21 protein-coding genes are annotated in these 21,627 nt (G+C 71.8%); 8 read left to right on the forward strand and 13 right to left on the reverse strand.

Annotation, left to right across the window (positions count from 1 at the left end; all coding sequences use genetic code 11):
• Nucleotides 1-3: 3 nt before the first annotated feature.
• The 4 genes from L2C96_RS04670 to L2C96_RS04685 all read right to left on the reverse strand — a co-directional run bounded on the left by L2C96_RS04670 (nt 4) and on the right by L2C96_RS04685 (nt 4,865).
• The gene (locus tag L2C96_RS04670; RefSeq protein WP_237335281.1) at nt 4-987 is read right to left on the reverse strand and encodes an ABC transporter permease; all 984 of its coding nucleotides are present in this window, start codon (nt 985-987) and stop codon (nt 4-6) included.
• Between the two features lie 5 nt (nt 988-992).
• Nucleotides 993-2,549 carry an ABC transporter substrate-binding protein gene (locus L2C96_RS04675; protein ID WP_237335282.1) on the reverse strand — a complete coding sequence of 519 codons (1,557 nt, stop codon included), beginning with the start codon at nt 2,547-2,549 and terminating at the stop codon, nt 993-995.
• A gap of 13 nt (nt 2,550-2,562) precedes the next feature.
• Nucleotides 2,563-3,930, reverse strand: coding sequence for a serine hydrolase domain-containing protein (locus tag L2C96_RS04680; protein ID WP_020415939.1), 1,368 nt, complete (start codon nt 3,928-3,930; stop codon nt 2,563-2,565).
• Nucleotides 3,931-4,031: 101 nt separating this feature from the next.
• Complete coding sequence (locus tag L2C96_RS04685; protein WP_020415940.1) at nt 4,032-4,865, reverse strand: SDR family NAD(P)-dependent oxidoreductase; 834 nt, start codon at nt 4,863-4,865, stop codon at nt 4,032-4,034.
• Nucleotides 4,866-5,109: 244 nt separating this feature from the next.
• Here L2C96_RS04685 and L2C96_RS04690 point away from each other — a divergent pair, with 244 nt between their 5' ends.
• The gene (locus tag L2C96_RS04690; RefSeq protein WP_237335283.1) at nt 5,110-5,886 is read left to right on the forward strand and encodes an SDR family oxidoreductase; all 777 of its coding nucleotides are present in this window, start codon (nt 5,110-5,112) and stop codon (nt 5,884-5,886) included.
• 23 nt (nt 5,887-5,909) lie between these two features.
• Here L2C96_RS04690 and L2C96_RS04695 read toward each other — a convergent pair whose 3' ends face one another.
• Nucleotides 5,910-6,725, reverse strand: coding sequence for a helix-turn-helix transcriptional regulator (locus L2C96_RS04695; protein WP_237335339.1), 816 nt, complete (start codon nt 6,723-6,725; stop codon nt 5,910-5,912).
• An 82-nt stretch (nt 6,726-6,807) separates the two neighbouring features.
• On the opposite strand from L2C96_RS04695, the gene ilvD reads away from it, so the two are divergent.
• Nucleotides 6,808-8,643 (forward strand): dihydroxy-acid dehydratase, encoded by a 1,836-nt coding sequence (ilvD, locus tag L2C96_RS04700; RefSeq protein ID WP_237335284.1) that lies wholly within the window; start codon nt 6,808-6,810, stop codon nt 8,641-8,643.
• 228 nt (nt 8,644-8,871) lie between these two features.
• On the opposite strand, the gene L2C96_RS04705 is transcribed toward ilvD, so the two are convergent.
• Nucleotides 8,872-9,738, reverse strand: coding sequence for a helix-turn-helix domain-containing protein (locus L2C96_RS04705; RefSeq protein WP_237335340.1), 867 nt, complete (start codon nt 9,736-9,738; stop codon nt 8,872-8,874).
• 491 nt (nt 9,739-10,229) lie between these two features.
• Complete coding sequence (locus L2C96_RS04710) at nt 10,230-11,171, reverse strand: acyl-ACP desaturase (RefSeq protein WP_237335285.1); 942 nt, start codon at nt 11,169-11,171, stop codon at nt 10,230-10,232.
• 192 nt (nt 11,172-11,363) lie between these two features.
• Here L2C96_RS04710 and L2C96_RS04715 point away from each other — a divergent pair, with 192 nt between their 5' ends.
• Both L2C96_RS04715 and L2C96_RS04720 read left to right on the forward strand, forming a co-directional pair.
• Nucleotides 11,364-12,386: an esterase/lipase family protein gene (locus L2C96_RS04715; protein ID WP_237335286.1), complete on the forward strand. Its 1,023-nt coding sequence runs from the start codon at nt 11,364-11,366 to the stop codon at nt 12,384-12,386.
• Entirely contained in the window at nt 12,383-12,946 is a 564-nt protein-coding gene (locus L2C96_RS04720; RefSeq protein WP_237335287.1) for a TetR/AcrR family transcriptional regulator, read from the forward strand. Before L2C96_RS04715 ends, L2C96_RS04720 begins: the two co-directional genes overlap by 4 nt.
• Before the next feature lie 11 nt (nt 12,947-12,957).
• On the opposite strand, the gene L2C96_RS04725 is transcribed toward L2C96_RS04720, so the two are convergent.
• Entirely contained in the window at nt 12,958-13,998 is a 1,041-nt protein-coding gene (locus L2C96_RS04725; RefSeq protein ID WP_237335288.1) for a LacI family DNA-binding transcriptional regulator, read from the reverse strand.
• A gap of 68 nt (nt 13,999-14,066) precedes the next feature.
• Here L2C96_RS04725 and L2C96_RS04730 point away from each other — a divergent pair, with 68 nt between their 5' ends.
• Both L2C96_RS04730 and L2C96_RS04735 read left to right on the forward strand, forming a co-directional pair.
• Nucleotides 14,067-14,978, forward strand: a complete 912-nt coding sequence (locus L2C96_RS04730; RefSeq protein WP_123686122.1) for a dihydrodipicolinate synthase family protein — start codon at nt 14,067-14,069, stop codon at nt 14,976-14,978.
• A 98-nt stretch (nt 14,979-15,076) separates the two neighbouring features.
• The gene (locus L2C96_RS04735) at nt 15,077-16,459 is read left to right on the forward strand and encodes an MFS transporter (RefSeq protein ID WP_237335289.1); all 1,383 of its coding nucleotides are present in this window, start codon (nt 15,077-15,079) and stop codon (nt 16,457-16,459) included.
• Nucleotides 16,460-16,509: 50 nt separating this feature from the next.
• Here the strand turns inward: L2C96_RS04735 and L2C96_RS04740 are convergent, their stop codons facing one another.
• Nucleotides 16,510-17,397, reverse strand: coding sequence for an SRPBCC family protein (locus L2C96_RS04740; RefSeq protein ID WP_237335290.1), 888 nt, complete (start codon nt 17,395-17,397; stop codon nt 16,510-16,512).
• Nucleotides 17,384-17,947, reverse strand: coding sequence for a winged helix-turn-helix domain-containing protein (locus L2C96_RS04745; protein ID WP_237335291.1), 564 nt, complete (start codon nt 17,945-17,947; stop codon nt 17,384-17,386). Before L2C96_RS04745 ends, L2C96_RS04740 begins: the two co-directional genes overlap by 14 nt.
• Nucleotides 17,948-18,028: 81 nt before the next feature.
• Here L2C96_RS04745 and L2C96_RS04750 point away from each other — a divergent pair, with 81 nt between their 5' ends.
• Together L2C96_RS04750 and L2C96_RS04755 are read left to right on the forward strand one after the other, a co-directional pair.
• Complete coding sequence (locus L2C96_RS04750; protein WP_237335292.1) at nt 18,029-18,988, forward strand: RluA family pseudouridine synthase; 960 nt, start codon at nt 18,029-18,031, stop codon at nt 18,986-18,988.
• Nucleotides 18,936-19,535 (forward strand): LysR substrate-binding domain-containing protein, encoded by a 600-nt coding sequence (locus tag L2C96_RS04755; protein ID WP_237335293.1) that lies wholly within the window; start codon nt 18,936-18,938, stop codon nt 19,533-19,535. Before L2C96_RS04750 ends, L2C96_RS04755 begins: the two co-directional genes overlap by 53 nt.
• A gap of 53 nt (nt 19,536-19,588) precedes the next feature.
• Here the strand turns inward: L2C96_RS04755 and L2C96_RS04760 are convergent, their stop codons facing one another.
• Genes L2C96_RS04760 through L2C96_RS04770 form a run of 3 tightly spaced genes read right to left on the reverse strand, consistent with a single transcriptional unit; the run spans nt 19,589 to nt 21,605 of the window.
• A complete protein-coding gene (locus L2C96_RS04760) occupies nt 19,589-20,338 on the reverse strand; it encodes an IclR family transcriptional regulator (RefSeq protein ID WP_027935541.1) in 750 nt (249 codons plus the stop codon).
• A gap of 30 nt (nt 20,339-20,368) precedes the next feature.
• On the reverse strand, nt 20,369-21,346 hold the full coding sequence (locus L2C96_RS04765) for a cyclase family protein (RefSeq protein WP_237335294.1): 978 nt from the start codon (nt 21,344-21,346) through the stop codon (nt 20,369-20,371).
• Entirely contained in the window at nt 21,339-21,605 is a 267-nt protein-coding gene (locus L2C96_RS04770; protein WP_148085745.1) for a hypothetical protein, read from the reverse strand. The genes L2C96_RS04765 and L2C96_RS04770 overlap by 8 nt, the downstream gene beginning before the upstream one ends.
• Between the last annotated feature and the right edge of the window lie 22 nt (nt 21,606-21,627).

Genomic DNA, 21,627 nt, shown 5'->3' on the forward strand with positions numbered 1-21,627 from the left:
TTCTCAGCTCTCCCTGATCGCCGACCGCGGGTCGAGCAGCGCGAGCGCCACGTCGACGAGGAGGTTCACCAGCAGCACCCCGAGGCCGTAGACGAGCACCACGCCCTGCACCAGCGGGTAGTCCTTGGCGAGGATGGACTGCACGATGGTGCTGCCGACGCCGGGCCAGGCGAACACGTTCTCCACCAGCACCGTCCCCGCGACCATCGCGCTGAGCAGCAGCCCGCCCAGCGTCAGCGTCGCCGTCAGCGCGTTCGGCAGCGCGTGCCGCAGGTAGATCCAGCTCGCCGGCAGCCGCTTGGACCGGGCGGTGCGGATGTGGTCGGCGCGCAGCACGGCGAGCATCTCCACGCGGGTGATCCGGGCCAGCACCGCGGCCGGTCCGGCGGCCAGCGCCAGCACCGGCAGCAGGTAGGACTCCGGCCCGGACCGCCCGGCCACCGGCAGCCACCCGAGGCTGACCCCGAACACGAACACCAGGCCCACCGCGATGAGGAACTCCGGGATCGCGGCCAGGACGGCGGTGGCGGAGGTGAACGCGAGCTCGGTCGTCCGCCGCCTCCCGCCGCGGGTGAGCACCGCCATCACCGTGCCTGCCGGGATCGCCACGACGACCGCGAGGAGGAACGCGTACCCCGCGATCTCCAGCGTCGCGGGCAGCCGGTCGCCGATCACCTGCGCGACCGGCAGTCCGGAGCCGAGGGAGGTGCCGAGGTCGCCGGTGAACAGGTTCCCGAGGTAGTGCAGGTACTGCTGCCACAACGGGTCGTCCAGGCCGAGCGCGGCCCGGCGGGCCTCGACGAGTTCGGGCGCGGCGGTCGGCCCGAGCGCGGCCCGCACCGGGTCGCCCGGGATGAGGTGGATCATCCCGAACGCGGCGGTGAGCAGGACCCAGACCGACACCAGCACCCGGACCAGCCGCCGCACGGCGAACCGGACCCAGACGTTGTCACCCAGTCCGGCCGGGCGGATCGCGGTGGTCACCACGCGCCTCAGCCGAGCATCCGGATCGAGCTCGGGGTGATGCTGCCCTGGCTCGTCTCGAGCGTGGCGCCCTGCACGAACGTGGGCCGCACCGCGTTGACGAACGGCACCACGTTGAGCTCCCGCACCAGCGCCTGCTCGGCCTCGCCCCACTTGCCGCAGCCGTCGGCGCCGGCGAGCGCGCCGGCCTGCTGGACCGCCGCGTCGTAAGCGGGGTTCTGCACGGCCGCGAAGTTGTTGCCGCTGCCGGAGAAGAACGGGACGAGCTGGGTGGGCAGGAAGACCCCGAGCGGCACGAACGCCGCGTCCCAGACGCCCTCCGTGAGGACCTGCGTGGACTCGGTGTCGGTCATGCCCTTGACGGTGACCCGCGCGCCGGCCGCGGACCAGCGCTGCTGGACCAGTTCGGCGGCCGCCTGCATGGTCGAGCCGAGCGTCGACGGGTAGTAGAAGGTGAGCGCCAGCGGCCTGCCGTCCTTGACGCGCACGCCGTCCGGGCCCGCGACCCAGCCCGCGGAGTCCAAACCGGACTTCGCGGCGGCCAGGTCGAAGGCGGGCAGCAGCCCGCTGATGGTGTCGCCGCCGCACGGGCCGAGCCCGGGCGCGAGGAGGCTCTTCGGCGCGCGGCCGGTCCCGCTGGTGAGGACCTGGCCGAGCTGGCCGAGGTCGAGCGCCTGGGTCAGGGCGCGCCGCACCGCGACGTCCGCGCCGGGCATCCCGGGGCGCTGGTTGAACCACAGCTCGCCGAACGGGGACTCGATGTCGTGTGCGGTCAGGCCCATGCCGCGCAGCCGCTGCTGGTCGGGGCCGACCACGGCGGCCGCGTTGACCTGCCTGGACGCCAGCAGGTTCGCGGCGGTGAGCTCGTTGCCGACGACCCGGATCACGACGGTGTCGGGCAGCCCGCGCGTGTCGGTCTTCCAGTCGCCGGGCCCCCACGCGTAGTCCTTGCGCCGCGTGAGCGTGTAGTGGTCGCCCGCGACGGCCTCGGTCAGGGTGTACATCCCGGTGCCGTCCGCGCCCTGCTTGAGCAGCCCGCGGTCGGCCATCCCCTTGCCGCAGACGATGAAGAGCCCGCCGATGTCGCGGACGAGGAACGAGTCCGGGGTCGGGCTGGTGACCGTGACGGTGCCCGCCGCGTCGTCGCCGGTTGCTTTCGCCCCGGGCATCACGTAGAGGCCCAGCGACGCGGAACCATTGGCGGGGTCGCTGACGAAGTTGATGTTGTCGGCGACCTGCGACGCGGTCAGCGGGGTCCCGTCCGAGCAGGTGATGCCCTTGCGCAGCGTGTACTTCGCGGTGGTGGTGTCGCCTTCCCACTTTTCCGCGAGCCCGGCGACCATGTTGCCGCCCGGGTCGATGTTGACGAGCGTGTCGTAGAGGAACCGGTCGGCCTGGATGGTCACCGACATCGTGGTGAAGTGCGGGTCGAGGCTGCCGGGGTCGCCTGCCGAGACCAGCGTGAACGTGCCACCGTCCACAGTGGTCGACCCGGCGCCGCCGCCGCAGGCGGTCAGCGCCAGCGCCAGCACGGCGGCCGCGGCCGTGATCGAAGCGGTCTTCATCGTGTCTCCTGGGTCAGGCGGAGCGGCGGGTCGCCCGCCCCGAGTGGACGTAGGCCGCCCGGCCGGTGCCGTCGTCGCCGACGAACACGTGCGGCAGGTGGACACCGTGGACAGGGGTGCGCGGGATGAGGACGTCGTCGTCCAGCCGGACCAGCTCGGTCCGCTCGGCCTCGCCCAGCTCGGCGAGCAGGCCCTTGGGCCGCTGGTCCAGCCAGAGGCGGCCGTCGTCGTCCTGGGTCACGGTCAGGTCGGCGACCTCGCTGGAGTAGGTGCCGAGGTAGCGGCGGCCGTCGACCGGCAGCGGGTCCGCGGGCGGCTCCGGCAGCGGCGGCAGGGCGATCCCGGCCAGCTCGGGCAGCAGGTGGCCGTAGACGTCGGTGTAGAGGCCGATGGCGTCCCCGCCGTTGGTGAGCAGCGCGATCACGACGTCCCGGCCGGGCACCACGCGCAGGAACGCCGACTGCCCGATCGTCCCGCCGTCGTGCCCGAGGACGGTGCCGCCGGGCCACTCGTACAGCTCCCAGCCGAGACCCCACGCGGTGCCCATCAGGCCGAGCGGCGGCAGGCCGACCTGCCGCTCCTGCATGGCTTTCACGCTGCCCGGGCTGAGCAGCTGCGTGCCGTCCGGGGCGGCGCCGCCGGTCAGGTGCAGGCGGGCGAAGGTCAGCAGGTCCCGTGGCCGCATCGCCAGGGCCGATCCGGCCGGTGCGTTGGAGCGGACCAGCGACCACACCGGGGCCGGCTGCCCGCCCGGCAGGTGGCCGACCGCGGCGCGGTGCAGGATCGCCTCGTCGGCGTTGGTCGCGAAGTGGGTCAGGCCGAGCGGGGTGGCGAGGTGGTCGTGCAGGCACTGGTCGTAGGGCTTGCCGCGGAGCACCTCGATGACGCGGCCGAGCACGACGAAGGCCGCGTTGTTGTAGGAGAACATCTCCCCCGGCGGGAACAGCTGGTCGGTGCCGCTCAGCGTCGCGACGTACTTCTCGACGCAGTCGTCGCCGCGGCCGGTGTCGGTGAACAGGTCGCCCTCGAAGCCGGACGTGTGGCACATCAGCTGGCGGACGGTGATCGCGGCGGCGGCGCTCTCGTCCGCCACCCGGAACTCTGGCAGGTACCGGCGCACCGGCGCGTCCAGGTCGAGCGCGCCCTCGTCGGCCAGCTGCATCGCGAGTGTGGTGGTCCAGACCTTGGTGATGGACCCGATCTGGAACACCGAGTCCGGGGTGGCCTCGACCCCGGTCGCGCGGTTCAGCACCCCGGCGGCCGCGTCGGCGACGTCGCCGCCCACGGCGACCGCGATGGCCGCGCCGGGCACCTCACGCGCCTCGACCAGGCGGGGGAAGTCGTGTCCGAGCCAGCCGGTGATCTCGTCCAGGTTCGCCATCGGGCCAAGGTAGCGGCGCCGGTGGCGGAAAAGTTCGTTCGCGCCGACGAACGCGGCCCCGCGGGTTGGTCGTCCAGGACGAACCCGCGGGGCGGTCCGCCTCAGTCCTGGTGGGCGGTCGCGATGGACTTCGCCCGCCACGGCTCGGTGTCGTCGGCGATGCGGTCGACCTTGACCTGCCAGCGGTCGATCGCGTCGCGGCCGAGCAGCAGGTGGGTGGGCAGCTTCTCCTGGCCGGTGACCTCGTAGATGAGCGCGGCTCCCTGGACGGGGTCACCCAGCTGCGTGTGGTTGGCCTCGCCGACCCAGTCCAGCGTCGCGTGCGCCGGGGTGCCGTCGTAGGCCGCGATGCGGTTCTCCGGCAGGGACAGCGAGCTGGCGTCCAGGAAGTCGGTGCGGAACACGCCCGGCTCGACGACCATGCTCTGGATCCCGAACGGCGCCAGCTCGACCGACAGGGCCTCGCTGATGCCGGCCACGGCGAACTTCGACGCGCTGTACATGCTCACCCCGGGCTCGCCCTCGAAACCGGAGCGGGATCCGATGTGGACCAGCTTCCCGCCGCCCGCTTCACGCATGTAGGGCAGCACCGCGCGGGTGACGTTGATCAGCCCGAACACGTTGAGGTCGAACAGCGAGCGGGCCTCGGCGTCGCTGATCTCCTCCAGGGCGCCCAGCAGACCGCGGCCGGCGTTGTTGACCAGCACGTCGATTCCGCCGAACCGGTTCACCACTGACTCCACCGCCGGGGCGATCGCCGCGGTGTCGGTGACGTCCAGTGCGACCCGGAACACGCGGTCGGTGGACTTGAGGTCGTCCGGGAGCCGGTCCGGGTTGCGGACCGCGACCGCCACCGTGTCGCCGCCCGCGAGTGCCGCGCGGGCGATTTCCGCACCGAGGCCGCGGGACGCGCCGGTGATCAGCCAAGTAGCCATTTCCTCGTCTCTCCTTCGCTTTCGGCGTTGTGCCTGTGCCCCGCACTCAACCAGCGCGGAGCAGCGAAAAGGGCGCCGAAAAGGGCCTCGCTCATCCTGGGACGGAGTGGGCCACCAAACCGCGCTGAGGGGGACATCCTGTCCCCCGATCACCTGGGCATTGGTGCGGCCCCTTTTCCGGCTTACGGACTGGTTGTGTGAAGGCATCGGGACGAAAACCCGCAACCGGAAAGGAAAAACCGTCATGTCGCAGGTCATCACCGGAACCCCGCTCGCCGGCCGCGTCGCCGTCGTCACCGGCGCCAGCAGCGGGATCGGGGCCGCCACCGCGGAACGGCTCGCCGCGCTGGGGGCGAAGGTCGCGGTCGCCGCGCGCCGCAAGGACAACCTCGACGACCTGGTCGCCCGGATCACCGCCGCGGGCGGCACCGCGCTCGCCCTCCCGCTGGACGTCACCGACCGGGAGGCCGTCACCGCGGCGGCGGAGCAGGTGGCCGATCGGCTGGGCCGGGCCGACCTGGTCGTCAACAACGCCGGGGTGCAGCTGATCTCGCCGATCGAGGACCTGAAGGTCGACGACTGGCAGCGCCAGATCGACCTGAACGTCACCGGGGTGATGAACGTCCTCGCCGCGTTCGTGCCGCAGCTGGTCGCCGCGGCGGAGGCGGGCGGGCCCGCGGACCTGATCATCACCTCGTCGATCGCCGCGACCCGGATCCTGGAGAAGTTCTCTGTCTACTCCGGCACGAAGGCCTACCTCAGCCACTTCAGCCGCCTGGCGCGCGTCGAGCTGGGGCGCAAGATGGTGCGGGTGTCGGCGATCGAGCCGGGCATGGTCGACACCGAGCTGCCCGACCACGTCACCGACCCGGACGCCAGCAAGCTGATGGCCGACCTGCTGCGCGACATCGAGTGCCTGAGCCCGGCGGACGTGGCCGAGACGATCGCGTTCATCGCCGCGGTGCCGCGTCACGTCAACCTCAGCGAGATCACCATCCTGCCGACCGCGCAGGCGGTCTGAGCGGCTCCGGCGCGCCGTCCGTCCTATTCGGACGGCGCGCCGAGCAGCCGCCGCAGCGCCGCGACATCGGCCTCGCGCACCGGGGTGTAGACCACCAGGTGCAGGCCGGGGTGGTCCTGGGGCGTGAGCTGGTGGTGTTCCAGCAGCAGCTCCCCGGCCACCGGGTGCCGGAACAGGCGCTCGCGGGAGGCGAACCGCTCGACGCCCAAGCTCTCCCAGCCCGCCCGGAAGTGGTCGCTGGCCGCCCGCAGCCGGTCGATCAGGTAGCCGAACTCCCCCAGCCGGGGCCCGGCTTCGGCCCGGAACTCGGCGAGGAACCGGCGGCTGGTGACCTCCCAGTCCGGCAGCAGCTGCCGCACGTACGGGTCGGTGAACACCAGCCACAGCAGGTTGCGGTCCTGTGCCGGCACGGTCGCGACGTTCGGGTAGAGGGCCGCGTAGGCGGCGTTCCAGCCGGTGATCTGCCAGTCCGGGGCCACCGCGTAGGCGGGCGACTGCGCGAGCGCGTCGAGCAGGCGCTGCACGTGTTCCGGCGCGGCTTCGGGCTTCGGCGCGGCGGGAGGCGGGGGCGCCGAGTAGCCGGCGAGGGAGAGCACGTAGGCGTGCTCGGCGCCGGTGAGCCGCAGCGTGCGGGCGATCGCGTCGAGGACCTCGCGCGAAGGGTTGATGTCGCGGCCCTGCTCGAGCCAGGTGTACCAGGTGACGCTGACCCCGGAGAGGTAGGCGACCTCCTCGCGGCGCAGCCCGGTGGTCCGGTTGCGGCCGACCGGGGGCAGGTCGAGGTCGGCCCGCACGAGCCGGGTCCGCCGGTCGCGCAGGAACTCACCGAGCGCACGCATGGTCACCCCGCAACACTAGTAGTGCCACTACTAGTGTTCGCACCGTCTTCGCTTCCCGGCCTGGCGCGGGCATCGTGAGCGCATGCCCGAACTGCGATCACGCACTGTCACACACGGACGCAACATGGCCGGCGCCCGCGCGCTGCTGCGCGCCGCCGGGGTGGCCCGGGAGGACTTCGGCAAGCCGATCGTGGCCGTCGCCAACAGCTTCACCGAGTTCGTGCCCGGCCACGTCCACCTCCAGCCGGTCGGCCGGATCGTGTCCGAGGCGATCCGCGAGGCCGGCGGCATCCCGCGCGAGTTCAACACCATCGCCGTCGACGACGGCATCGCCATGGGCCACGAGGGGATGCTGTACTCGCTGCCCTCGCGCGACCTGATCGCCGACTCGGTCGAGTACATGGTGCAGGCCCACCGTGCCGACGCGCTGGTGTGCATCTCCAACTGCGACAAGATCACCCCCGGCATGCTGATGGCCGCGCTGCGCCTGAACATCCCGACGGTGTTCGTCTCCGGTGGCCCGATGGAGGGCGGCACCGCGGTGCTCGTCGACGGCACGGTGCGCACCCGGCTGCACCTGGTCTCCGCGATGTCCGACGCGGTCGCCGACTCGGTGTCCGATGCCGACATCGCCCGCATCGAAGAGGCCGCCTGCCCGACCTGCGGCTCATGCTCGGGGATGTTCACCGCGAACTCGATGAACTGCCTCACCGAGGCCCTGGGGCTGGCGCTGCCGGGCAACGGTTCGGTGCTCGCGACGCACACCGCGCGCCGCGCCCTCTACGAGCAGGCCGGGCGCACCGTGGTGGAGTTGGCGCACCGCTACTACGACTCCGGCGACGAGAGCGTGCTGCCGCGGGCGATCGCCTCGCACGCGGCCTTCGACAACGCGATGGCGCTGGATCTGGCGATGGGCGGATCGACCAACACGGTGCTGCACCTGCTGGCCGCCGCGCACGAGGCCGGGCTGGACTACACGCTGGCCGACATCGAGCGCCGGTCCCGGGAGGTGCCCTGCCTGTGCAAGGTCGCCCCCAACGGCACTTACCTGATGGAGGACGTGCACCGGGCCGGCGGCATCCCGGCGATCCTCGGCGAGCTGCACCGCGCCGGGCACCTGCACGAGGACGTCCGCACCGTGCACGCCGACTCGCTCGCCGAGTGGCTCAAGACCTGGGACGTCCGCGGCGGCTCGCCCTCCCCCGAGGCGGTCGAGCTGTTCCACGCCGCACCCGGCTGCCGCCGCTCGGCCGAGGCGTTCTCGCAGTCGGAGCGCTGGCACGACCTGGATCTGGACGCCGCGGGCGGCTGCATCCGCGACGTCGCCCACGCCTACTCCGCTGACGGCGGGCTGGCGGTGCTGCGCGGGAACCTGGCCGAGGACGGCTGTGTGGTCAAGACCGCGGGTGTGGACTCCTCGATCCTGACCTTCGCCGGGCGGGCGGTGTTGACCGAGTCGCAGGAGGAGGCCGCCGAGGCGATCCTGGCCGGGCGTGTGCAGCCCGGCGACGTCGTGGTGGTGCGGTACGAGGGCCCGCGCGGCGGCCCGGGGATGCAGGAGATGCTGTACCCGACGACGTACCTGAAGGCGCGCGGCCTCGGCAAGGAGTGCGCGCTGGTCACCGACGGCCGGTTCTCGGGCGGCAGCTCGGGCCTGTCGATCGGGCACGTCTCGCCGGAGGCCGCCGCGGGCGGCACGATAGCCCTGGTCGAGGACGGCGACCGGATCGTCATCGACATCCCCGGCCGGACGTTGCACCTCGACGTGCCCGACGAGGTGCTCGCCGAACGCCGGGCCCGGGCGACGTTCCGGCCCCGCACCCGGAAGCGCACGGTGTCCACAGCGCTACGCGCCTACGCGGCGATGGCCATGTCCGCGGACAAGGGCGCGGTGCGGGAGGTGCCGGAGACGCTCTGAGCTCAGTGGGTGAGCCCACCGCGACGAGGCTGGCCAGCGCGTGCCGCGTAACCACCGGCGGGCGGAACCCGATGCCGCACCGGGCTCCGCCCTCTGCGCGATCGCCGCCAGCCGGGCCACGACCTCGGCCGGCTGGGTGTCGTCGGGGTCGGCGGACGGGCGCGCCCAGCGGATCCACCCAGGCAGCGTCGCCCCCTGCACCAGCAGAGCACCAACGAAATACCGGGATCAGCGCACCGGCAGTTCGCGATCGTGGTTCTCGGTGCTGTTCCAGTTGGCCAGCAGGCGCATCGACGTTTCCGACGCGGAGCCGGGTTCGGTGGTGTAGACGAACAGGATCTGGTCCGGGTCGCCCGCGGGGTGGAGCGCCTGGTACTGCACGGTGAGGTCGCCGACGAGCGGGTGGTGGTAGCCCTTGGAGCCGGTGGTGCGCCGGTGCACCTTGTGGTCGGACCACCACTTCCGGAAGTGTTCGGAGTGGATGGACAGCTCACCGATCAACGCCGACAGCTGGGGGTCGTCCGGGTAGCGGCCGGCGTCCAGGCGCAGCATGGCGACCGTGTCCGCGGCGACGGCCTCCCAGTCCTGGTACAGCTCGCGGGCGTGCGGGTCGAAGAACACGAACCGCGCCTGGTTGCGGTCGGCCGCGGGCAGCGCCCGGAACTCGGTGATCAGGGCGCCCGCGAGCCGGTTGTGGGCGAGCACGTCGAGCCGCCGCCCCAGCACGAACGCCGGCGAGTGCACCTCGTCCAGCATTTCGACCAGCCGCAGAGTGGCCGGGTCCACCCGCTGCGGCCGGGCGCGACGCTTGCGCACCGCGGGCTCCGGACGCCCCAGGTCCATCAGGTGCTGGCGCTCGGCGTCGTTCAGCCGCAACGCGGTCGCCAGGGCGTCCAGCACCTCAGCCGAAGCGCTGCGGCTGCGGCCCTGCTCCAGGCGGGTGTAGTAGTCCACGCTCACGCCGGCCAGCTGCGCCAGCTCCTCGCGCCGCAACCCGGGCACCCGCCGCCGCGCCGAGCCGTCCAGGCCCAGCTCCTCGGGGCTGACCCGGGACCGGCAGGTCCGCAGGAACTCCGCCAGCTCGCTGCTCTTCATGCCGCTCATGCCCCCGATTCTGCCCGCCGCGGGCCACCGGGCGAGCGGTGAAGGTGGCCCATCTTGTCCCCCTGTCACCAGTCGTGGATGACCGCGGCGAGTGGGTGTTCGTGGTGGAGCCGATCAGAGCAGGGTCATTACCCACGGAACCTTTGGACTGCTTAACGGTCGGCCATGACTTCGTGACCGTCATCCTCACCGAAATGGGTCCGAACCACGTCAGCTGTCACTCACCCGACGGCCGCACAGCGGGCTTTCTGCTGAACCAGTCCTATTACTCACTGGCTGGGCCCGCCCGGGAGGCTGCTCCCGGTGCCGAGGCCGTACTCGAAGCTCGAAGAGCTCGTCCTGGCACTGGCGATGATGTCCAGGGAGTTCGGTTTCACGCTGAGTCCAGAGGTCGCTCAAGGCCCGCTGCCCACCGCCCCGCTACCCGGGTGACGGTCGAGCCCGCCCGCACGGGCCGCCCCGTGCGGGCGTCGAGCGGGGAGTCAGGCGAGCGGGCGGTCCCGCGCGGCGTCGCGGGCGAGTGCGGCTGCTCGGCGGTCCTCGAAGCGGGACGCCTGCGCGTCGAGTCCCTTGAGGAATGCCGCGAGCTCGTCGCGGGCGGTCTCCCCTACCTGGCCCAGGCCTTCCAGCTCGAAGACCTTCCAGTACCGCAGCAGCGGCATCACCACGTCGTCGTGGTGGATGCGCAGGTCGTAGATCCCGGCCTTGGCGATCAGCGCGGCCTTGCGCGCGAAGCTCGGGATGACCGCGCCGGGCATCGCGAAGTCGAGCACCTCGTCGGTGATGGCGCGCATCATCGCGTCCGGCGTGATCTCCAGCGCCGCCTTCACCAGGTTGCGGTAGAACACCATGTGCAGGTTCTCGTCCGTGGACACCCTGGCCAGCAGTTTCTCCGCGAGCGGGTCCTGGGTGTAGCGGCCGGTGTTGCGGTGCGACAGCCGCGTCGCGAGCTCCTGGAACGACACGTAGGCGCACACCCGCAGCAGCGGCTTGTCCCCGCTGTCGTAGCCCGCCTGCATGGTCTCCATGCGCATGCGCTCCAGCTCGACCGGGTCGACCGCGCGCGTCACCAGGAGGTAGTCGCGGATGCAGATACCGTGCCTGCCCTCCTCCGCGGTCCAGCGGTGCACCCAGGTCCCCCACGCCCCGTCCCGGCCGAACGCGCGCTCGATCTCCCGGTGGTAGCTGGGCAGGTTGTCCTCGGTCAGCAGGTTGACCTCGAGGGCGGTCCGCGCCACCGGCGACACCCGCGACTGCTCCGGGTCCCACGCCTCGCCGCCCAGATCCGCGAAGTTCCGGCCCTCGCTCCACGGCACGAACTCGTGCGGCATCCAGTCCTGGGCCGCCGCGAGGTGCCGGTTGAGGTTCTCTTCGACCGTCCCCTCGAGCTCGTGCATCAGGCGGGTGGTGTCGGGAAGCGTCATGCGCACGTCCTTCGGGAACCGGGGCAGGAACCTACGAATCCGTAACTTACGGTCCCGTAGGTACTGTCAACGCGCGAGCGCCCCGAGGGGTTCCCGACGACCGTCGATCCCGCCGTCTTGCCGGATGCAACATTTCGTGTTTCAGTTGCATCCGGCGTCGCGACGAGGCGGCACCGGCCGGAAGGAATTCCCATGCGCAGCCCGATTCGGCACCGCCTGCTCGCCGCCGCCGCCGCGACCCTCCTCGCCGTCACCGGCTGGAGTGGCGTTGCCCGGGCCGGCACCTACGCGCCGGTGGACCGGCCAGGACCGGAGTTGACCGCGCCCCGCCTGGCGGACAGCCTCGACTGCACCGCCGACGTCCGCAACGCCACGCGCGAACCGGTCCTGCTCACACCCGCCACGACCGTCGACAGCGAACAGAACTTCGGCTTCACCTACGAGCGGCTGTTCCGCCGGCTCGGTATCCCGTACTGCACGTCGGATTCGCCGGTGGATCGCTACAACATGGGCGACATGCAGGTACGGGCCCAGTACGTCACCTACGCCATCCGGGAGATGTACGAGCTCGCCGGGCGCCCCATCGCCGTGATGGGACACAGCCAGGGCGGGATGATCATGCGCTGGTCGCTGCGGTTCTGGCCCGACACGCGGCACATGGTCGACGACGTGATCGGGATGGCGGGCACCAACCACGGCTCGGTGGTCGTCCCCGCGCTGTGCGTCCCCGACTGCGCTCCGGCGCTGTGGCAGCAGCGAGCGAGCTCGGAGTTCGTGCAGGCACTCAACTCCGGCCAGGAGACCTTCCCCGGCATCAGCTACACCGAGATCTATTCGCGCACGGACGAGTTCGTGCAGCCCAACCTGGACGACACCGGCACCTCCTCCCTGCACGGGGGCGGCGGGAACATCACCAACGTCGCCGTACAGGAGGTCTGCCCGCTGGCCGTCCCCGAACACCTGCTCATCGGCACCCTGGACCCCGTCACGTCGGCGCTGGCGATCGACGCGCTGACCCACCCCGGCCCGGCGGACCCCGGCCGGATCGAGCGGTCGGTCTGCGGCCGCCTGCTGATGCCCGGCGCGCACCCGGTGACCGGCCCGCTCACCTTCGCGACGCTGACCGCGCAGGTCTCGGCGCAACTGACGGTCGCCGCGCACCGGGTGCCGTCCGAACCCGCACTCGCCTGCTACGTCACCGCCCGCTGCCCATGACGGCACCGACGAGCCGGCCCGATCGCGAGAGCGCCCTGCACCTGGCAGTGCGGACGTTCAACGCGCGGCAGCGGGTGGAGGTCAACGACCTCGCCAAGGCGCTCGGCGTCAACCGGGTGACCGTCTACCGCTGGCTCGGCGACCGGGACGCGATCCTCGCCGAGGTGGTGTGGCGGCTCGGCGAACGGACGATGCTCGACGCGTACGCCTCGGCGGACGGGACCGGGGGCACGCGCATCGCGAACGCCATGTCGGCGTTCGTCCGGCAAACGCTCGCGCATGCCGGCATGCGGCACTTCCTCACCACCGAAACCGAAACGGCGCTGCGCGTCCTCACCCGCGGCGGGCACACTTTCCAGCCCCGGCTCGTCGCACTGGTCGAGACGCTGCTGAACAAGGAGCGCGAGGCGGGTGCTCTGTCCGTGGTGGACATCGACCTGCACGACCTGGCCTACCTGTGTGTCCGCGTCGGCGAATCGTTCGTCTACACCGACGCGATCACCGGCGAACCCCCGGACCCGGACCGCGCCGAACGGGCACTGCACTACCTGCTCCGCTAGCTCGGAGTCCGTCACGCGCGCGCTGGCCCGGTGGAGCGCCGTGGGATGAGGGTGGGTGTGGCGACGAGCGTGCGGGGCTGCTCGCCGCGGGTGGCTTCCGTGAGCAGGTCCAGCGCGCCGGCCGCGATTTGTCCGAACGGGACGCGCACGGTGGTCAGCGGCACGGGCAGGCGGCTGACGATGGGGATGTCGTTGTAGCCCACGATCGACAGGTCCTCGGGCACGCGCAGCCCGAGCGCGTGAGCGGCGGCCATCACGCCGATGGCGGTGTTGTCGTTCACGGCGAAGATCGCGGTCGGCCGGTCCGGTCGGTCCAGCAGGTCGCGCCCGGCGATCTCCCCGGATTCGATGGAGAAGGCGTCCCCGGCGACCAGCCGGTCGTCGAAGCCGATCCCGGCCTGGTCGAGGGCTTCGCGGTAGCCGGCGAGCCGTTCCTGGGCGCTGGAGGCGTAGCCGGGGCCGCCGACCAGGCCGATGCGCCGGTGCCCGAGGTCGAGCAGGTGCCGGACGGCCAGGTGCGCCCCGAGCCGGTCGTCGCCGACGGCGGCCGGGCCGATGCCGTCGGTGCGCAGGGCCAGCGCGTGCGGCACGTCGCGGGCGGTGGGGGTGCCCAGCCGCGCGGTGGTGAGGATCAGCCCGTCGACGCGGCGGCGCACCAGGGTCTGCACGGCGAGCCGTTCGGTGTCGGGCTTGTCCTCGGTGGTGGCGACGATCGCGAACATCCCCCGGCTCCCCGCGGCGGCGGCGATCTCCTCGTAGAGCATCGCCATCACGGTGTCGGTCAGCCGGGGCACGATCACGCCCACCGTGTTGGTGCCCGACCGGCGCAGCCCGGAGGCCAGCGGGTCGCGCACGTAGCCGAGCTCGGCGGCCACCCGCCGCACCCGTTCGGCGGTGGGGCTGCTGGAGCGCGGCAGCCGCTCGTCCAGGACACGGGACACGGTGGACTTGCTGACCCCGGCGGCCCGGGCAACGTCGAGGATGGTCACCACGGGGGTCAGGCTACTGGTCGGCGAGGACTTTCCGGACTCGCTGTTGACGGCGGGAGGCACGTGGCGCATTCTATGGGAACGTTCCCGCAACCGTTCCCACACTCGCCGACGAGAAGGAGCACTTCGAGATGACACTGGACCTCCGTGGCCTCAACCCCGCGCCGGTCACCCCGTTCACGCCGGACGGCGAGGTGGACCACGCCGCGATGGCGAAGCTGGGCACCTGGCTGGCCGGGCACGACGGCGTGCAGAGCCTGGTGATCCTCGGCCACGCGGGCGAGGGCACCTTCCTCACCCAGGAGGAGCAGGTCGCCACCATCGCCAACCTGGCCGAAGCCGTGGACATCCCGGTGATCGCCGGGATCACCGGCGAGGGCACCGCGGTCGCGGTCGCCGAGGCCAAACGCGCCGTCGCCGCAGGCGCCAAGGCCGGGCTGATCTACCCCTCACACGGCTGGCTGCGCTTCGGCTACCAAGCCGGCGCGCCGCAGGACCGCTACCGGGCGATCTACGAGGAGTCCGGCCTGCCCTGCATCCTGTTCCAGTATCCGGACAACACCAAGGCCACCTACGACCTGGACACCCAGCTCGAGATCGCCGCGCAGGACGGCGTGTTCGCCACCAAGAACGGCGTGCGCAACATGCGCCGCTGGGACACCGAGATCCCGGTGCTCCGCCGCGAGCACCCCGACCTGCAGATCCTGTCCTGCCACGACGAGTACCTGCTGCACACCATGTTCGACGTCGACGGCCTGCTCGTCGGCTACGGCGGCCTCGCCCCCGAGCCCCTGCTGGAGCTCATCGCCGCGGGCAAGGCCCGCGACTACCCCGCCGCCCGTGCCGTGCACGACCGCCTGCTGCCGGTCACCAAGGCCGTCTACCACCGCGGCTCGCACATGGAGGGCACCGTCGCCCTCAAGCTCGGCCTCAAGGCGCGCGGGATCCTCGAGCACGCCGGCGTCCGCTCCCCGCTGATCGACCTCTCCCCCGAGGCCGAAGAGGAGATCGTGCAGGCGCTCAAGAGCGCCGAACTCGTCTGAGCTCCACTCGCGTCCCGGCGGCGGCCCCGCCGCCGGGACCGGCGACAATGTTGTCCCCACGACTCCGCACCGCGGCGGAGGGCGAGGAAACGAAACCCATGACGACTTTCGCTGCCGGCAGCCCCGAGGCGGCCGCCACGGCCAACGCCGCGCTGGTGGCGCGGCTCGAGCGGCTCCCGGTCACCCGCCGGCTCCTGATGATCCGCGTCATCATCGGCACGGCCACCTTCTTCGACGCCTACACCGTGCTGGTCATCGCCTTCGCGATGCCCAAACTGGTCACCGAATGGCACCTCACCCCCGCCTGGGTGGGCATGATCCTCTCCGCGGGTTACGTCGGCCAGTTCGTCGGCGCGATCCTGTTCGGCTGGCTCGCCGAACGCATCGGCCGCCTGCGCACCCTGCTCATCACCATCGTGCTGTTCGTGTCGATGGACATCGCGTGCCTGTTCGCCTGGAGCGGCGCCTCGATGCTGGTGTTCCGCTTCCTGCAGGGCATCGGCACCGGTGGCGAGGTGCCGGTGGCCAGCGCCTACATCAACGAGTTCGTCGGCGCCCGCAAACGCGGCCGGTTCTTCCTGCTCTACGAGGTCATCTTCCCGGTCGGCCTGCTCTTCGCCGGGCTCGCCGGCTACTTCCTGGTGCCCGAGTTCGGCTGGCGGGCCCTGTTCGTCGTCGGGCTCGTCCCGGCCGTGCTGATGATCCCGCTGCGGGTGTTCATGCCCGAATCCCCGCGCTGGCTCGCCGCCAAGGGCAAGTTCGACCGCGCCGACAAGGTCGTCACCATGCTCGAACGAGAGGCCGTCAAGGAAGGCAAACCGCTGCCCGAGCCGGTCCCCCGCCCCGTCACCGCACCCGCCACCGGCTCGGGCTGGCGCGACCTGTTCCGCGGCATCTACCTCAAGCGGACGCTGATGCTATGGGCGCTGTGGATCACCGTCTACGTCATCAACAACGGACTGGTGACCTGGCTGCCCACGCTCTACCGGCAGGTGTTCGACCTGCCTCTGCAGACCAGCCTGCTCTACGGCTGGATCACCTCCGCCGTCGGTGTCGTCGCCTCCGTCCTGTGCGCGCTCTACATCGACAAGGTCGGCCGCAAACGCTGGTACGCCATCGCCTTCCTGGCCGCCACCGTGCCACTGGTGGTGCTCACCGCCCTCGGCGCCACGACCGCGACTCAGGTGGTGATCCTCGCCCCGATCGCCTACGCCATCCTGCAGACGATCGCCTTCTCGCTCTACCTCTACTCCGCCGAGCTCTACCCCACCCGCCTGCGCGCCGTGGGCACCGGCGTCGGCAGCGCGTGGTTGCGCGCCGCCTCCTCCGCCGGCCCGCTGCTCGTCGGCTTCGTCGTCGCCGGCCTGGGCATCCGCTACGTCTTCGCCGCCTTCGCCGTGGTCGCACTGATCGGCGGCGTGGTCACCATCCGGCACGCCGTCGAAACCAAGGGCCAGGTGCTCGAGGAACTGTCCCCTTGAGACGGTCGCCGGCGGCGAGTGCCCCGGAAACGGGTTCCGGGGCACTCGTCTCACTGATCGATCGTCAGCATGCCCTCGGGGACGCCGGCGATCTCGGTCCGGCGCCAGATCGAGTGCCGGCCCGGGAGTTCGTGGTAGCGCCGGAGCCCGGCGATGCCGCCGAGCCAGCCGCCCCAGGCGGCGTAGGGCGGGTTGTCCGGGTCGAAGCCGCTGTGCCACATGGTGAGCCGGGTCTTGCCGCCGGAGCCTTCCAGTTCCCAGCTGGTGGTCTCGCCGTCGGCGAAGAGCAGGGCGGCCTTGCGGCCAGGTTCGAACTCGACGAACTTGGCCCCGCCGGGGTCCAGTTCGAACCCGCCCATCGCGAAGCGGCCGCCCAGCCGGGGCTCGATGTCCACCTTGGCGCCGAACCACTTGCGGAACACCTCCGGCTGGATCATCGAGTCGAACACCTCCTCCGGGGCCGCGTCGATGACGACCGACGCGCGCAGTTCGCCGGAGGTGAAGTCGACCATCGGGGTCAGCTCACGGCCGGCCAGGTAGTCGGCCAGGTTGGCGATCGCCAGCGACCAGAACGTCTGCAGCGCGCCACGGGCGCCGGCCTGGTCCGCGATCACCTCCTCGAAGCTGGGCAGGTCGCTGTGGGTGAGCGTGACCAGGGTGCCGTCGTCGTCCTCGGCCAGTTCGTACTGGACGGTGGCCTCAACCCCGTCCACGGTCCAGGCGAACCGGATGGTGTGCTCGTCCACGTGCAGCACGCGCTGGTGCGGCTCGGCCCCGTCTGGCGTGTAGCGGCCCCAGAACTCGTATCTGCCGGGCAGGTCGACCTCGGCGTGCTCGGCGAGCCAGACGCGCAGCGCGGCCGGATCGGTCAGCGCCTGGTAGGTCTCCTTCAGCGGGGTCGGCACGATCGCGGTCAGGAGCAGGTCAGGTTCGGTCATCGGGTTCTCCTCTCGGGTAGCAGGCGACGGCCAGGCGGAACGCGTCGCCTTCGGCCCCGCCGTAGCGGGTGAACAGGTCCTGCAGTGTCTGCTGCAGCTCGTCGAGGAACGCCTTGCGTTGCTCCGGGCGCACCCGGATGTCGCCGGACACGCCGATCGACGGCAGGTCCGGGCGGGTGAGGTCGAGCGCGGCGATGTCCGCCTGCACGTCCTCCATCAGGTCGACCAGGTAGCCCAGGCTGAGCCGGTCGCGGGTCTGCCGCAGCCCGATGCGGCCCACCAGGGCAGGCGACAGCCAGTACGACCGGCCTGCCGCCTGGTAGATCCCCTCGTGGATCCCGCGGACCCGGCGCTGGGCCACCTGGCGCGCGAGTCCGGCCTCCAGCAGGCGCTTGACGTGGTAGTAGACCCGCTGCGGGGTCTGGTCGAGTTCGAGGGCCACCTCGGTGCACGACCGGGGTTCGGCGAGTCGCCGCAGCACTTCGATGCGCTGCGGCTTAAGCAGGGCCTCAGCCTGCTCGATCTGATCGAGGTAGACGACATCTCTCATGGCAAAAATGAGTCTTTATGTAAAAGAACTTTTTGTCAATAGGGCCGATGGACCTCCCGGGGACGCCGGTAGGGTCCACCCGTGTCACGCAGGCCGGCTCCGCTTCCGCAGCGCCACGGGCTCGACCCGGCGCGGCTGAAGCTGCCCGCCGAGGGGCCGTGGATCACGATTCGCGACCACCTCGCCGAGCGTCTCAGCCGCCTGCCCGCGGGACGGCTCGACGCGATGCTCGCCGAGGGGCGGATCGCCGGCGAGCACGGCCCGGTCACCGCCGACACCCCGTTCCAGCCGGGTGCGTTCGTGTGGTTCCACCGCGACCTGCCCGACGAGGCGCCGGTGCCGTTCCCGATCGGCGTCGTGCACCGCGACGAGCACCTCGTCGTGGCCGACAAGCCGCACTTCCTGGCCACGATTCCGCGGGGACAGCACGTGCTGGAGACCGCGCTCGTCCGGCTGCGGCGGGACCTCGGGCTGCCGGAGCTGAGCCCGGCGCACCGGCTGGACCGCGCCACGGCCGGGCTGCTCCTGTTCGTCACGCGGCGCGAGTACCGCGGCCGGTACCAGACCCTGTTCCGGGACCGTCGCGTCAGCAAGGAGTACGAGGCGGTCGCGCGCCACGACCCCCACCTGGACCTCCCCGTCACGGTGCGGAGCCGGATCGTCAAGGACCGCGGGAGCCTCACCGCGCGCGAAGTCGCCGGGCCGGTCAACGCCGAGACCCGCGTCGAACTGCTCGAGCACGCGGACGGCCGCGCTCGCTACCGGCTGGTGCCCGCGACCGGGCGCACGCACCAGCTCCGGGTGCACATGAACCACCTCGGAATCCCGATCCTGGGCGACCGCTTCTACCCCACCGTCGTCGACGCCCCACTCGACGACTTCCGCCGCCCGCTGCAGCTGCTGGCCAAGACACTCGCGTTCACCGACCCCATCACGGGCGAGCGGCGCCACTTCGAAAGCAAGCTGACGCTGGGCGCGTGGAAGTCCTATGCGGACTGGAGCGGCGACGGCGAGACGGGCAGCGCGGCGCGTCCCGGGTGATGCGGTTCTATCAGCCCAGCAAACGGAGCCGGCGCTCAGCGCGCTGCGGGCGGGCGAGGCGGATCTGGCGATCACCTACCACTACTCGTTCCGCAGCCAGACCCTGCCCGACGGTCTGGAGTCGGAGTTCCTGGTGGCCGATCCGCTGGTCCTGCTGGCACCACCGCCCGCGCACGCCGGGGTCGAGCGGGACGGCCTGCGCGCGCTGGCCGACGCCGACTGGATAGCGGCCGCGGAGGGCGCCCCGTCGATCGACTCGCTGCTGCACAACTGCCGGGCCGCCGGCTTCACACCCCAGATCGCCCACCGGATCGACAACTTCGGTGACATGGCGCGCCTGGTCGAGGCCGGCGCGGGGGTCACCATCGTGCCGCGGCTGGCCGTGCCGCGCGAACTGTCCCACCTGGTGGCCGGTTCGGTGGCCCACGGCACGCGGCGGATCTCGGTCAGCCGCCGCCGCGGCACGGCCGGCCACCCCGCCGTCGCCACCGTCGTGCACGCGTTGAAAGCCGTGATCAGCGACCGAGCGCCCGCTCCCCTGCCCTGAAGGCGTGTGCGCGGCGACCCAAATGGCTGGCGAGCCGGAGGCGTGCTGCCGGCTCAGGAGACGCGGCGCGAGATCGCGAGCGCCGCCCGCTGGAGTTCCACACCGAGCTCGGGGACACGGTCTTCGGGGATGTCGGCGAAGGTTCCGGTCACCTGGACCGCGGCGGTGGCGCCCGCCGGGTCGGGCACGGCGGCGGCGACCGACGCCATCCCGGGTTCGCGCTCACCGCGAGCCTGGGAGTATCCGCGGTCCCGGATGGTCTTCATCTCGGCCAGGAAGTCGTCGCGATCGAGGGGGCCGCGGCCCGGGTCCCCGAGCTGCTCGAGGAACTCGGTCAGCTCAGTGTCGTCCAACTGGGCGGTGAGGGCCTTGCCCGCGCCGAGGTGCAGGGGCAGCCGTTCCCCGATGGGCAGTTCGTAGCGCAGCGGGCTGGCGCCGTCGACGCGGGCGAGCACCACGCGGGACCAGCCGATCCGCTTGAACAGGGACGCCGTCAGGCCGGTCGCGGCGGCGAGGTCGTGCAGGATCGGGCGGGCGGCGGTCAGCAGCGGACTCGTCGTGAGGTAGGCGTGAGCTCCGAAGATCAGGGCGACCCCGGGCCGGTAACCGTTCGCATCCCGTTCGACGCGGCCACGCGCCTCGAGCACCCCGAGAATGCGCTGGGTGGTGGCGACCGGCAGCCCGGCCCGCCGGGCGATCTCGGTCAGCCGCAGGGCGTGCTGGCTGGAGTCGATGACCTCGAGGATGTCGATGGCCCGCTCGAGCGAGCGCATGCTCGTCGCGGGCTTGTCCGGCTCGGCCATGAGCCACATCTTCCCACACAGTGAGCACAGTCACCGGAGTGCGGTGGCGTTGGGTGGCGAGCCGACCCCTCCGACGAGGTGCAGGGGCTTGACGGTGACGAGCGCGTCCCACCTCCCGTGGACCCGGCTGTCGGCCACCAGGTCGGTGAGGTTCCACAGCTCCCCGAGCGGCACGCCGAGCTTGGCGATGAGCTCCTGGTGCATCATGCCCGCGTCCTCGGGCGCGCCGGCCAGGTAGGTGTCGGCGGCGACCGGCAGGACTTCGACGGCGAAGGTGTCGGTGGCGAACAACGCGACCTGGTGGTCCCACAGCCACTCCGGCAGGTCATGGGTCTGCCGGAAGCCGGTGGCGCGGCGGGCCTCGCGGACTTCGGCACGCAGGGCGGGCCCGGCGTCGAGGAACCACCGCGCCCACCCGGTGTGGACCAGCACGAGGTCCCCGGGACGCACGCGTTCGCCCTGGGCCCGCAGCGCGCGGTCGAGGACGTCCACGTCCAGCGCGGGACCACGCCGGTGGTCCAGCGGCGCACCCTCCGCGGCGAGAAGCCCGGCGACGTCGATGAGCAGGCCACGTCCGACGATCGGCTTCTCGGCCCAGCGCTGAACACCGAGCGCCGGCCGCCCCGCCCGGATTTCGTCATCGGGCACCCCGTTGTAGAAGCCGTACCCGGACGCGCGCCGGTGCCGCAGGCCGTCGACCTGCGATGTGGCCTGCAAGTAGAACTCGCGCAGCACGTCATCGCGAGCCTCGGTGTGCGCGGACAGCAGCTCGTGGCGCGGCGCTTTCCGCGCACGCGCCATCGGCGGGTCGAACGCGTCGAGGGCGTGGTCGAGGCTGAAGACCGCACCGCGGCTGACGCAGGCGAGCGCGTCGAGCACCTGCGCGGGACCGGCGAAGTTGGCCATCCCGCGTTCGGGATCGTGCTCGAAGACGCCCCAGCTCGAGCCGGGCGGGACGTGCCCACGCAGCTGCGCGTACGTGGGCACGTCCATGCGGTTGTCAGTCACGGTCGGGGTCCTGCTTGCGGTAGGAGAGGGCGAAGGACAGCAACCCGGCGACGGAGGCGCCCCCGAACGCGTAGGGAGCGACGGCCGCGGCCCAGTGGCGGGCGGCGGTGGCTTCGCCTGCGGCGAGGGTCGCGATCTGCCCGACGACGATCGCCAGTCCGGCGAGGAGGAAGAACACGACGGTGAGGGCGAAGAGGAAGGTGGCGATCCGGACTGTCCGGTTCGGACGGGAGGTGATCTGGTTCATCGTTGAACTCATGGGTCTGTTCCTTCGGTTTCGG

Origin of the sequence: Amycolatopsis tucumanensis, assembly GCF_021654135.1 — a bacterium.
Taxonomy (GTDB): domain Bacteria; phylum Actinomycetota; class Actinomycetes; order Mycobacteriales; family Pseudonocardiaceae; genus Amycolatopsis_E; species Amycolatopsis_E tucumanensis.

What these genes read in the sequence shown, in the direction of transcription:
- L2C96_RS04675 (WP_237335282.1), bottom strand. Translation starts at nt 2,549, where the DNA reads ATGAAGACCGCTTCGATCACGGCCGCGGCCGCCGTGCTGGCGCTGGCG.
- L2C96_RS04680 (WP_020415939.1), bottom strand. Translation starts at nt 3,930, where the DNA reads ATGGCGAACCTGGACGAGATCACCGGCTGGCTCGGACACGACTTCCCC.
- L2C96_RS04685 (WP_020415940.1), bottom strand. Translation starts at nt 4,865, where the DNA reads ATGGCTACTTGGCTGATCACCGGCGCGTCCCGCGGCCTCGGTGCGGAA.
- L2C96_RS04690 (WP_237335283.1), top strand. Translation starts at nt 5,110, where the DNA reads ATGTCGCAGGTCATCACCGGAACCCCGCTCGCCGGCCGCGTCGCCGTC.
- L2C96_RS04695 (WP_237335339.1), bottom strand. Translation starts at nt 6,725, where the DNA reads ATGCGTGCGCTCGGTGAGTTCCTGCGCGACCGGCGGACCCGGCTCGTG.
- ilvD (WP_237335284.1), top strand. Translation starts at nt 6,808, where the DNA reads ATGCCCGAACTGCGATCACGCACTGTCACACACGGACGCAACATGGCC.
- L2C96_RS04705 (WP_237335340.1), bottom strand. Translation starts at nt 9,738, where the DNA reads ATGAAGAGCAGCGAGCTGGCGGAGTTCCTGCGGACCTGCCGGTCCCGG.
- L2C96_RS04710 (WP_237335285.1), bottom strand. Translation starts at nt 11,171, where the DNA reads ATGACGCTTCCCGACACCACCCGCCTGATGCACGAGCTCGAGGGGACG.
- L2C96_RS04715 (WP_237335286.1), top strand. Translation starts at nt 11,364, where the DNA reads ATGCGCAGCCCGATTCGGCACCGCCTGCTCGCCGCCGCCGCCGCGACC.
- L2C96_RS04720 (WP_237335287.1), top strand. Translation starts at nt 12,383, where the DNA reads ATGACGGCACCGACGAGCCGGCCCGATCGCGAGAGCGCCCTGCACCTG.
- L2C96_RS04730 (WP_123686122.1), top strand. Translation starts at nt 14,067, where the DNA reads ATGACACTGGACCTCCGTGGCCTCAACCCCGCGCCGGTCACCCCGTTC.
- L2C96_RS04735 (WP_237335289.1), top strand. Translation starts at nt 15,077, where the DNA reads ATGACGACTTTCGCTGCCGGCAGCCCCGAGGCGGCCGCCACGGCCAAC.
- L2C96_RS04740 (WP_237335290.1), bottom strand. Translation starts at nt 17,397, where the DNA reads ATGACCGAACCTGACCTGCTCCTGACCGCGATCGTGCCGACCCCGCTG.
- L2C96_RS04745 (WP_237335291.1), bottom strand. Translation starts at nt 17,947, where the DNA reads ATGAGAGATGTCGTCTACCTCGATCAGATCGAGCAGGCTGAGGCCCTG.
- L2C96_RS04755 (WP_237335293.1), top strand. Translation starts at nt 18,936, where the DNA reads ATGCGGACTGGAGCGGCGACGGCGAGACGGGCAGCGCGGCGCGTCCCG.
- L2C96_RS04760 (WP_027935541.1), bottom strand. Translation starts at nt 20,338, where the DNA reads ATGGCCGAGCCGGACAAGCCCGCGACGAGCATGCGCTCGCTCGAGCGG.
- L2C96_RS04770 (WP_148085745.1), bottom strand. Translation starts at nt 21,605, where the DNA reads ATGAGTTCAACGATGAACCAGATCACCTCCCGTCCGAACCGGACAGTC.